This window comes from Campylobacter cuniculorum DSM 23162 = LMG 24588 (assembly GCF_002104335.1).
Taxonomy (GTDB): domain Bacteria; phylum Campylobacterota; class Campylobacteria; order Campylobacterales; family Campylobacteraceae; genus Campylobacter_D; species Campylobacter_D cuniculorum.
The window spans coordinates 1,785,009-1,796,246 of sequence record NZ_CP020867.1 but is presented as its reverse complement, the minus strand read 5'-3'; the positions used below and the strand labels follow the sequence as shown (position 1 = coordinate 1,796,246).

The window sequence follows — 11,238 nt, the reverse complement described above, 5'->3', positions numbered from 1 at the left end:
TTTCCTATTTGTGATATGGGTGATTATGATGAATACAAAAGGCACGATAAATTTGTTCAAGCAAAAGAATTTTTGCAAATTGATGAGCTAGGGTTAAGCGACTTAAAGAAAGACTAAAGCTAAAATCTTTAATGAATTCCTCTCTTAATCCAAAAGCCCCGCCGATAAAAAAATTCAGCTCGTTTTTATCCCTTAAAAGTTTTGCAAATTCAAAGCTTGTAAGTTCTTTGCCCCTCTCATCTAAAACAATGCAAAAACCCTTTTTATAGGGCAAAAAGGCTTGTTCATAGCTTTTTTTAGCTTCTAAACTCCCTAAGTTTTGTGCCTTAGAAATTGTCTTGTTTAAAAGATTATTTTCTTTTAAAATGGCATATTTAGAAATGAGTTTAATGTATTTTTCTTTTAAAATGCTAAATTCATCATCTTTTTGTATATAAAAGATATTGATTTGCAAATTATTTCCCTCCTAGAAATTCAAGCATATCGCTTAGATATTTTTTTAGCTCGTTTCTTGGAATGATTGCGTCAATAAGTCCATGCTCAAGTAAAAATTCAGCTTTTTGAAAACCTTCTGGTAAATCAGCTCCTATGGTTTGCTTAATCACTCTTGCACCTGCAAAACCGACAAGAGCTTCGGGTTCTGCTATGATTAAATCCCCAAGCCAAGCAAAAGAAGCCGATACTCCGCCCATAGTAGGATCAGTTAAAACGCTGATATAAGGAAGTTTTTCTTTACTTAAAAGCTTTAAAGCAGCACTTGTTTTACTCATTTGCATTAAAGAATAAGTGCTTTCTTGCATTCTTGCACCCCCGCTTGCACTGACTATGATAAGAGAGCTTTTGCTGGTGATAGCTCTTTGGATGGCTCTAACAATTTTTTCACCTTCAACCGAACCTAAACTTCCGCCCATAAAAGAAAAATCAAAAACTACAAGTTGAGTTTTAAGTCCATTAATACTACATTCTCCGCTAATAACAGCACTTTTTCTGCCTGTTTTGTTTTCACTTTCTGCAAGTCTTTTTTTATAGGATTTGCTATCAACAAATTTAAGCGGATCAGTTGCTTCTAAATTCATATCAAATTCAACAAAACTGCCTTCATCACTTAAAAGTTCAATTCTTTCTTTAGCTGAAATTCTCATATGATAATTGCATTTTGGACAAACATTAAAACAAGTTTGTATTTCTTTATCATAGATTAAAGAATGACAATTTGGGCATTTAACCCAATGGTTTGGAGCTTCATTAGGATTAGATTGTTTTTTTCTAATTTTGGAAAAAATATCTATAAAATTCATAAAATCACCTGATTTAATTTTCTTAAAATTATAGCAAAATTCTTTGATTTAAATATTAAATTTCATTAAAATCTTGTTCCAATAGAAAATTCAAAGACATTTGTGTCATCTCCGGGTTTGTCATTGATAGGTTTAGCAAAAATGAGTTGTAAAGGTCCTATAGGAGTAATCCACTCTATACCTACACCTGTACTCATTCTTTGAATTTCATCAATATTTTTGCGTCCTATAGCTCCATAATCAAAAAACATACTTCCTCTAAGCTTGACTCTATTGATTAAAGGAAAACTTAATTCTACAGAGTTTGCAAAGGCTATCGTGCCACCTACTTCATCTCCCCATTGATTTTTTGGGCTGACGGAGCGAGTGTCGTATCCACGAATAGAGCGTATGCCACCAAGATAAATTCTTTGATTGATAGGTAAATAACCATTATCCCAAACCTTATAAAAACTTGCTTTATAGCGATATATTAAGTCATAACCTATAAATTCTTCTAAACCTTGATAAAAATTAAATTTAGAGCTTGAATATAAGAATTTTTGGTCCCCGCCAACACCTGCATATTCAAGAGCTGTTGAAGCAATAAAACCTGAACGCGGCAAATAATAATCATCGGTATTATTAAAAGAAATTGCTGGAGTAACAGAGCTTTTATAAGTTTTGCCAAGTTCGTAACCTGTTCTGCGAAGGGTAGGGCTTAAGCGATAAATATCACTTTGTTCAAGATTGTAGGTTAAACTCGCATTAAAATATCGTGCAAATTGTCTTCCTAAGGTTAAATCAAAACCATAACTTCTTTCAGAATAATTGTCCCAATCATAGTCATTAGCATAGATTGAACCGCCTAAACTATAGAGCGAATCAAACAATCTTGGTTCAATCAAAGAAATTCTTCCCGACAAGGTTTCATCGCTTTTATCTATAAAAACCGAGCTTTTAAAACCTGACCCAAAGATATTAGTATCAGACAATGAAGCATTTAAAAGTATGCCATCGCTTGAGCTATAACCTATACCTCCGCCAATTGACCCTGTTGAAGCCTCTTTAACTTCAACAACTAAATCAACTTCGGTATCATTAACTTTTTCTTCTTTAATCTCAACATTGTCAAAATACGAAGTTCTCCTTAAAGCATTCTTAGAATCGGTTAAATCTGTTCGGTTATAAAGCTCTCCTTCAGTGATGAAAAGCTCACGGCGGACAACTCTATCCACTGTGCGAGAATTTCCAGAAATGATAACATTTCTTATATGCACTTTTTCATGAGGAATGACTCTAAAAATCAGTGAAACCTCTAATTTTTCTCTGTCTTTTTGAATGTCAGGCAAAACTTCAACAAAGGCATAACCAAGATCAGCACTTTGCGTTTCTATGGTTTTTATATCCTCTCTAACCTTTTCTATATTGATGATTTTACCGACTTGAGATTGTAAATCTTTAGCAGTTTGTGCATTCGTTTCTTCATCAAATAAAGGATTTTCTATCGAAATGCTGACAATTTTATAGGGTTCATTTTCTTTAATGAAATAGGTCAAATCCGCTCTATAAATATCAGTATAAGTTTTAAGATAAGGGGGCGAAACTTGCACATCTAAATACCCTTTTTTCATATATTCATCTGTGATTCTTGAACTATCATTTGCAAGTTCGAAAATTTTAAGTTTTCCATCATTTCTTCCCCACATCCAGCCCATAAATTCTTTTTCTTTGTTTATAATTGCAGGCTCAATGTCTGAATAAGACAATTCTTTACTTCCACTAAGATGAACCTTGTCAATGACTATGTTTTCACCACGATTGACTATAAATTCAAGCTCTAAACCCTCTGTATTTTCTAAGGATTTAAGTTTAAATTCCACAACTGTATCAAAAAAGCTTTTATTGTCATAAAAGGCTTTAATCCTCTCACTCGCTTCTTTTGCACTCACTTCATCAAACAAACTTCCTCTTTTTATACCCAAAATGCTTTCTACTTGCTTTCTATCATTTGAGGCTATACCTGTGATGGTGATTTTAGCTATACTTGGTTTTTCAACAAGCGTTATATTTAAAATTCCATTTTCTTCTTCAGCGACAATATTTTTAAAATAATTTTGTTTGTAAAGATTAAGAATGCCTGTATTGATTTTTGCCTCGCTGATTTCTTCACCGGTTTTTAAGTCCATAATATTCAATGCTGTGCTATAAGAAAGACTATGAAGTCCATTAAATCGAATTTCTTTAAGAATTGCTGCACTTGAAAAGGTGCAAAAAACACAAATGCTAATGATTTTTTTCATACCTTATTTACCTAAAAAAATATTAAAGTTTAGTATAATAACAAAAAACATTTAACAATATGATTATTAAGGAAAAATTTATGAAAATAGCAATTATAGGACTTGGGCTTATTGGCGGTTCTTTAGGGCTTTGTTTAAAGGAAAATAAACTCATCAGTGCTGTTTATGGACTTGATATTGACAAACAAAATGAGCAAGATGCACTGAATCTAGGACTTATACACGAATTAATTTCATTTAAAAATCTTAAAATTTGTGATATTATTTTTATTGCCACTCCTGTTGATGCCATTATAAAAATTTTACAGGATTTAAGAAAACTTCCTAAAAATACAACCATTATAGAGCTTGGAAGCACAAAAAGAAAGATTATAGAAAGCTTACCAAAAGAACTCCTTAAACAAACTCTTTTTGCTCATCCTATGGCAGGTACAGAAAATAGCGGTCCAAAAGCAGCTTTTAAAGAGCTTTACAAAGACGCTGTTTGCATACTTTGCGATAGTGAGGTTGCCGATGATTTGCATCAAAAAAGAGCGGTGGAAATTTTTTCTCATTTGGGAATGAAGATTGTTTTTATGGATAGTTTTGCACATGATCATCACACAGCCATCATCTCACATTTGCCCCATGTTATCAGTTTTTCTTTGGCGAATTTTGTGATGAAAGAAGAAAATAAACGCAATATCGTGCATTTAGGCGGCAGTTCTTTTAAAGGAATGAGTCGCATTGCAAAATCCTCTCCTATAATGTGGGGCAGTATTTTTGAACAAAATAAAGACAATGTCCTAAAATCAATAGAGTGCTTTGAAAAGGAGCTTGATACGTGCAAAAAAATGATACAAGAAAATCGTTTTGATGAACTTAAAAAATGGATGGGTAAAGCAAACAAACTCAGAGAAATTTTATAATTTTTGATACAATTAAGCGAATATTAACCTAACATTTTCTTAAAAATTATAAAATTTGTTAAGCATTGAAAGTTTTTAGGGTATTTAAGTGAGAAAAAGAACAAAATTTTATGGATTGATTTTAGTTTTATTTGTTATCATCGGGTTTTTCGTGTTTAAAAGCAATTTTTTTGAAAAAAAACACCCTCAAATTTTATCTCAAGACTTGATTTATAATAATCTTGAAAATCCTATTTCGCTTGATATTAAAGATGAAAATAGTGGGATTAAAAATGTAAAAATCATTCTAAAAAAAGACAGCAACGATTCGGGCTTAATTTTACTTGATGAAAAAATTAAAGATAAAAAAGACCTCACTCTGCAGGTTAAGCTTCCAAAATCTGCCTATAAAGAAAAGATTAAATCTTATATTTTAGAAGTTGAAGTCGGTGATAGAAGTTTTTGGAATTTTTTTGGCAATAAAATTCAAAAACAAATCCTTGTTGTGGTTGATAAAACAAGTCCTAAAATCGATATTTTAAGCCATTCTTATCAGATTGAAAAGGGTGGGGCGGCTAGTGTGGTTTTTAGCAGTAGTGATGAAAATTTAGACGAAGTTTATATACAAACAAATCGCAATAAAATTTTTAAAGCCCTCCCTTATGTTAAAGAAGGGTATTATGCTGCTTTGATTGCTTGGGATGCAAGAGATGAGGAATTTAAAGCCTTTGTTGTTGCCAAAGATAAAGCTGGAAACATTTCAAAACAAGCAATAAAATATGCCCTTTTAAACCGCAAATACCGCACTTCAAACATTAATCTAAGCGATCAATTTTTAGAGGGAAAAATTCACGATTTAGCAGAGCAATACGCCCCAAAAGATAATAATTTAAGTCTTCTTGGCAAATTTAAATTCGTTAATGAAACTTTACGCTCTATCAATGAAGATTTAATCCATAAAATCACCTCCGAAATCAAAGAAGACAAGTTGGATAATTTTAATCTTAAACTTTTCTTGCCACTTAAGAATGGAGCTAAGGTAGCAGATTTTGCAGACCATAGATTTTATTCTTATAAAGGAGAATTTGTCAGCGATTCTTATCATATGGGCTTAGATTTAGCGAGTGTGGCACGAGCACCGATTATTAATAACAATGAAGGAGAAGTTGTTTTTGCAAATGAAAACGGAATTTATGGTTTAAATTTAATCCTTTATCATGGATTTGGAATTTATAGTCTTTATGGGCATTGTTCTTCGAAAAATGTTAATGAGGGTGAGACAAGTCATGCTTTAAGTGTGATTGCAAATACCGGAACAAGCGGTTTAGCCTTAGGGGATCATTTGCATTTTGGAGTTTTAGTTCAAGGTGTAGAAACAAGACCTGAACAATGGCAGGATAGAAAATGGATAGAAAATAATATTTATAAAGTTTTAAATGAAGCAAAGAAAAAGATAGGTGAAAACAAATGAAACAAATAACTTTAGCAAAAGCTGTAAAAGGCGTAGGTATAGGACTTCATAAAGGAGAACCTATAGAGATTATGCTTGAGCCCTTAGAAGCAAATAGTGGCATAGTTTTTTTTAGAAAAGATTTAAATATAAGCTACAAGGCAGAACCTAACAATGTGATTAATACACAAATGGCGACCGTGATAGGAGATAATAGGGGCTATGTTTCTACAATCGAGCATTTAATGAGTGCCATCAATGCGTATGGGATTGACAATATCCGCATCGTGCTTAATGCAAACGAAGCTCCTGTAATGGACGGAAGTAGCATTAGTTTTTGTATGATGCTTGATGAAGCAGGGATTAAAGAGCTTGATGCTCCTAAAAAAATCATAGTGATTAAAAAGGCTATTGAGGTAAAAGAGGGGCATAAATTTGTAAAGCTTATTCCAAGTAAAATCCCTAAAATTAATTATACCATTAAATTTGATAATGCGGTCATTGGTGAGCAAAATTATTGTTTTGAATTCAGCAAAAAAAACTATATAGAAGAGATTGCCCGTGCAAGAACTTTTGGATTTTTAAAAGATGTTAAAGCCTTAAGAGCTATGAATTTAGGGCTTGGAGGAAGTTTAGAAAATACCATAGTCATAGATGATAATCGCATTTTAAACCCTGAAGGCTTAAGATTTAAAGATGAATTTGTGCGTCATAAAATTTTAGATGCAATAGGAGATTTAACCCTACTTGGAAGCCGTGTTTTTGGGGATTATATTTCTTATGCAGGAAGTCATCATCTTAATCATTTGCTGACTAAGGCTTTGCTTGAAGATAAAGATGCTTATGAAGTTGTAACTCTTAGCAAAAATTATGAAAAAGCTTATGAAAAGGTCTTTGCATAAAAAAATTCACTCTTTTACTCAATGGGCTTTCTAAGCCCTTAATGCTTGGAATTTATGAAGGTGAGAAACTCATAAAAAGTTATGAGAGTGAAGAAAAAGCTGATGAATTTGTGCCAAAAATTCTACAAATTTTACTCAAAGAATTTGAATTTTCGCGTTTGATTTATGCTAATGGACCGGGTTCTTTTATGGGGATTAAAATTTCTTATGTGAGTTTAAAAACCTTAAGTTTGGTTAAAAATATCCCTTTATTTGCGGTAAGTGCATTTGAGCTTAATGGCTTTAAGCCTATCAGTGCGAATAAAAATTTATGCTTTATTTATAAAAATGGAGAGATTGTTTTAGAAAAAAACACTCCCGCTAAGTTTTTTTTGCCCCAAAATTTACAAGAACTTAATCTAAAAAATGATAATCTACCCTTTTATTTTTTAGATGCAGTTATAGGATAAAATTTGAAAATTTTAGTTCCCGCTACGAGTGCGAATTTAGGACCGGGTTTTGATTGTTTGGGATTGAGTCTTGGACTTTTTAATGAAATAGAAATTTACAAATCAAATGTTTCAAGCCTTAGTGTGAGCGGAGAAGGAAGTGATAATATCCATTTGAAAAAGAACAATATTTTTATCCAAATTTTTAATGAAATTTATCAAAAATTAAGCGGACAAAAAAATCATTTTCGCTTTATTTTTAAAAACAATATTCCCTTATCGCGTGGGCTTGGCAGTTCTTCTGCAACAATTGTAGGTGCGATTGTAGGTGCTTATGCGATGAGCGGTTTTAAGATAGAAAAGGAAAAAATTTTAAATGAGGCTTTAAACTATGAAACTCATCCGGATAATATCGCTCCTGCCATTCTTGGAGGTTTTGTATGTTCAATTGTTGAAGAAAATAAGGTTTATAGTATTAAAAAAGACATTGATGAGAATTTAAGAGCCATTATCGTCATACCAGATGCTATAATGAATACAGAGCAGAGCAGAGAGGCTTTACCTGCAAATTTAAGCTTGAGTGATTGCGTGTTTAATCTCTCTCATTCTTCTTTTTTAACAGCCTGTTTTTTAGAAAAAAAATACGAGCTTTTAGCTCTTGCAAGTAAGGATAAATTGCATCAAATGCAAAGAATGAAAAATTTACCCGAGCTTTTTGAAGTGCAAAAATTTGCTTTGGAAAATAAAGCTTTAATGAGTACGCTTTCAGGGTCAGGTTCAAGCTTTTTTTCTTTGGTTTATAAAGAAAATGTTAATTTTTTTATACAAAAAATGACACAAAAATTCAGCAATTTTCGCATAGAATGTTTAGAATTTGATAATAAAGGTTTTGAAATTTGTTGAAAAATCCAAAAAAAAAGATATAATTTTGAAAAAACATCAACCCGTTAGAATGTGTATTGTGTGTAAAAATCGTTTTGAAAAAAGGCTTTTAAATCGCTTTAGCATGGATGCAAATAAACTTTGTGTTAATGTGAAATTAGGACGTGGAATTTATTTGTGTCAAACTTGTGCTTTAAAAGAAGAAAAAATTTTATATAAAGCATTTTCTAAAATGTGTAAAAAACTAAAAATCATTCCGCAGAATTTAAAGGAGTTATTTTAAATGGCAAAGATTAGAATTTATGAGATTGCAAACGAGGCAGGATACTCAAGCAAAGAAATTTTGGAAAAAGTTAAAGAATTAGGTCTGGATATAAAATCCGCCTCTAGTGCTGTCGAAGAAGAAATCGCAGGTGCAATTTATGAGTACATACAAAGTGGAAAAATTCCCGAAGTTTTTCAAAAAAATTCAAAGTCAAATTCTGCTAAAAAATCCACAAAAACACCAAAAAAAGATAAAGAAGACAAAAAAGAAGAAAAGACAAAAACCAAAAAGAACCAAAATTCTAAAAACACTCAAAGTAAAACTGAAAAAGAAAGTAAAAAAATAAATGCGTCTGAATCAAAACAAGAAAATCAAATCCCCTCAAAAATAATCAGCGAAACAAAAAAAGAAGAAAATAAACAAGAGTCCTTAAAACAAGAATCCGTTAAGGAAGAGCCTGTCAAAGAAATCAAAACTCCGAGCATAGCAAGTGCAACTTTAGCAAAAAGACGCGGACTTGTGATTGTTAAGAAAAAAAAAGACATTGAAAGAGAGGAGCTCAATCAAAAAGAAGAGGTCAAAACGTCTCAAAACAAAGAACAATTAAGCTTATCGATGATTTTTTCAAATGTTGATGAAAATTTAAAGAAAAAGAAAAAAGAAAAAAAATCCGCTCCTGCTGTGAAAAAAGAAAGCACTCAAAAAATGGATTTTTTAAGCAATCACGATTTTGCCGATATTTCTTTGGATAATGAAAATGAAGTCGTTTTACCTGATTTTAGTGTTAAAGAACAGATTAAACCGGTCAATACTCTTAAAAAACCGCCTCAAATTCTGCGTCAATCTTTAGGAAATTCTTTCAATTTCAATGAGGGTAGCATACAAAGAAGAAGCCGTAAAAAACCGCCTAAAAGAGTAGAAAAAAAGGAAAATGAAGCCATAACAAGCGTGTCCATTCCTAAAGAAATTCGTGTCTATGAATTTGCGGATAAGATTGGAAAAAACACAAGTGAAGTGATTTCAAAGCTTTTTATGCTGGGTTTAATGACAACAAAAAATGATTTTTTAGATGAAGAAGCCATTGAAATTTTAGCAGATGAATTTGGCATAGAAATTCAAACCATCGATGAAGCAGATGCATTTGATTATGTCAAAGATTATCAGAGTGCTGAAAATGAAAAAGATTTACTTGCTAGAGCACCGGTGATTACGATTATGGGACATGTTGATCATGGTAAAACTTCTTTGCTTGATTATATACGAAAAAGTCGCATTGCAAGTGCAGAAGCAGGAGGAATCACACAGCATGTCGGTGCTTATATGGTGGAAAAAAATCACCGCAAAATTACTTTTATAGATACACCCGGACACGAAGCTTTTACAGCAATGCGTGCAAGGGGAGCAAGCATTACTGATATAGCGATTATCGTCGTTGCAGCCGATGATGGAGTAAAACCTCAAACCAAAGAAGCCATCAATCACGCAAAGGCGGCTAATGTTCCTATCATCATTGCGATTAATAAAATCGATAAAGAAGGAGCTAATCCGGATATGGTGAAAACCCAACTTTCTGAAATGGATATTATTCCGGTAGAATGGGGAGGTTCTTATGAATTTTTACCCGTTTCTGCAAAAACAGGAGAGGGCATTGAAGATTTGCTTGAAACTCTGCTTTTACAAGCCGATATTTTGGAGCTTAAAGCCAATCCAAAAAATTTTGCAAAAGCGAGCGTGATTGAGAGTTCTGTGCAAAAAGGACGCGGTGCGGTGGCAACGATTATCGTGCAAAATGGGACATTAAAGATAGGAAGCATTGTTGTTGCAGGTGTGGCTTATGGTAAAATTCGTGCAATGAGTGATGATCAAGGAAAAGCTTTAAAAGAGATTAAACCCGGAGAATGCGGAGTTATAGTAGGACTTAGCGAAGTTGCTGAAGCAGGTGAAATTCTCATTGCTGTAAAAACCGATAAAGAGGCAAGAGAATATGCTGCTAAACGTTATGAATACAACCGACAAAAAGAATTGAGCAAATCGACCAAAGTAAGCATTGATGAGCTTGGAGCTAAAATCAAAGAAGGCAATCTCAAAGCCCTTCCTATAATACTTAAAGCCGATGTGCAAGGTTCTTTAGAGGCCTTAAAAGCAAGTTTAGAAAAACTTAGGAATGATGAGATTAAAGTCAATATCATTCACAGCGGAGTGGGTGGAATCACTCAAAGCGATATTGAGCTTGCAAGTGCAAGTGAAAATTCCATAGTTCTGGGTTTTAATATACGTCCAACTGGAGAGATTAAAGAAAAAGCAAGAGATAAAGGCGTGGAGATTAAGACTTATAATGTGATTTATAATCTCATTGATGATGTGAAAGCCTTGCTTAGTGGTATGATGAGTCCTATTGTTTCTGAAGAGCAATTAGGACAAGCTGAAATTAGGCAAATTATATCAGTGCCGAAAATAGGGCAAATTGCTGGATGTATAGTCAGCGAGGGCGTGATTAATCGCGGAGCTAAAATTCGACTCATTCGTGAGGGAGTTGTTATTTTTGAAGGCAATGTAAGCTCACTCAAACGTTTTAAAGATGATGTCAGAGAGGTTGCTAAGGGTTATGAATGCGGAGTTGGTATTGAGGGTTGTGAGGATATGCGTGTGGGAGATTATATAGAAAGTTACAAAGAGATTGAAAAAAGTGCAGAGCTTTAATATTGAGTTTGGAGTCTTAATATTTTAAAAAGTGCAATTTTATTTCATTGTTAAAATTGCACTTAAGAATTTAAGCTCGTTCAAGTTTGCATTTGAGATAAAAAATAAGAAAAATTGACTCGCTTTTTATTCACAAACTAGAGC

At 32.8% G+C, this 11,238-nt stretch carries 10 protein-coding genes; 7 read left to right on the top strand and 3 right to left on the bottom strand.

From position 1 onward, the window contains the following. Positions 1–4: 4 nt before the first annotated feature. The 3 genes from CCUN_RS08930 to bamA all read right to left on the bottom strand — a co-directional run bounded on the left by CCUN_RS08930 (position 5) and on the right by bamA (position 3,580). On the bottom strand, positions 5–454 hold the full coding sequence (locus CCUN_RS08930) for a 23S rRNA (pseudouridine(1915)-N(3))-methyltransferase RlmH (protein ID WP_027305313.1): 450 nt from the start codon (positions 452–454) through the stop codon (positions 5–7). 1 nt (position 455) lies between these two features. After that, on the bottom strand, positions 456–1,298 hold the full coding sequence (gene accD, locus CCUN_RS08925) for an acetyl-CoA carboxylase, carboxyltransferase subunit beta (protein WP_027305312.1): 843 nt from the start codon (positions 1,296–1,298) through the stop codon (positions 456–458). A 65-nt stretch (positions 1,299–1,363) separates the two neighbouring features. Then, complete coding sequence (gene bamA / locus CCUN_RS08920) at positions 1,364–3,580, bottom strand: outer membrane protein assembly factor BamA (protein WP_027305311.1); 2,217 nt, start codon at positions 3,578–3,580, stop codon at positions 1,364–1,366. 80 nt (positions 3,581–3,660) lie between these two features. Between bamA and CCUN_RS08915 the strand changes: the two genes are divergently transcribed. The 7 genes from CCUN_RS08915 to infB all read left to right on the top strand — a co-directional run bounded on the left by CCUN_RS08915 (position 3,661) and on the right by infB (position 11,094). Further along, positions 3,661–4,488: a prephenate dehydrogenase gene (locus CCUN_RS08915; RefSeq protein WP_027305310.1), complete on the top strand. Its 828-nt coding sequence runs from the start codon at positions 3,661–3,663 to the stop codon at positions 4,486–4,488. Positions 4,489–4,576: 88 nt separating this feature from the next. After that, complete coding sequence (gene pgp6, locus CCUN_RS08910; protein WP_027305309.1) at positions 4,577–5,938, top strand: peptidoglycan metallopeptidase Pgp6; 1,362 nt, start codon at positions 4,577–4,579, stop codon at positions 5,936–5,938. Continuing rightward, the gene (gene lpxC / locus CCUN_RS08905) at positions 5,935–6,819 is read left to right on the top strand and encodes a UDP-3-O-acyl-N-acetylglucosamine deacetylase (RefSeq protein WP_027305308.1); all 885 of its coding nucleotides are present in this window, start codon (positions 5,935–5,937) and stop codon (positions 6,817–6,819) included. The genes pgp6 and lpxC overlap by 4 nt, the downstream gene beginning before the upstream one ends. Positions 6,820–6,860: 41 nt before the next feature. Then, the gene (locus CCUN_RS08900; RefSeq protein ID WP_027305307.1) at positions 6,861–7,268 is read left to right on the top strand and encodes a glycoprotease; all 408 of its coding nucleotides are present in this window, start codon (positions 6,861–6,863) and stop codon (positions 7,266–7,268) included. Between the two features lie 3 nt (positions 7,269–7,271). Beyond that, positions 7,272–8,150: a homoserine kinase gene (thrB, locus tag CCUN_RS08895; protein ID WP_027305306.1), complete on the top strand. Its 879-nt coding sequence runs from the start codon at positions 7,272–7,274 to the stop codon at positions 8,148–8,150. Positions 8,151–8,175: 25 nt separating this feature from the next. Continuing rightward, on the top strand, positions 8,176–8,412 hold the full coding sequence (locus CCUN_RS08890; protein ID WP_027305305.1) for a DUF448 domain-containing protein: 237 nt from the start codon (positions 8,176–8,178) through the stop codon (positions 8,410–8,412). Further along, complete coding sequence (gene infB, locus CCUN_RS08885; protein ID WP_027305304.1) at positions 8,413–11,094, top strand: translation initiation factor IF-2; 2,682 nt, start codon at positions 8,413–8,415, stop codon at positions 11,092–11,094. Positions 11,095–11,238 lie beyond the last annotated feature (144 nt).

Excerpts from the sequence above, each read along its gene's own strand:
- infB (WP_027305304.1), top strand. The coding sequence starts at position 8,413 with ATGGCAAAGATTAGAATTTATGAGATTGCAAACGAGGCAGGATACTCA.
- CCUN_RS08900 (WP_027305307.1), top strand. The coding sequence starts at position 6,861 with ATGCTTGGAATTTATGAAGGTGAGAAACTCATAAAAAGTTATGAGAGT.
- CCUN_RS08915 (WP_027305310.1), top strand. The coding sequence starts at position 3,661 with ATGAAAATAGCAATTATAGGACTTGGGCTTATTGGCGGTTCTTTAGGG.
- lpxC (WP_027305308.1), top strand. The coding sequence starts at position 5,935 with ATGAAACAAATAACTTTAGCAAAAGCTGTAAAAGGCGTAGGTATAGGA.
- bamA (WP_027305311.1), bottom strand. The coding sequence starts at position 3,580 with ATGAAAAAAATCATTAGCATTTGTGTTTTTTGCACCTTTTCAAGTGCA.
- accD (WP_027305312.1), bottom strand. The coding sequence starts at position 1,298 with ATGAATTTTATAGATATTTTTTCCAAAATTAGAAAAAAACAATCTAAT.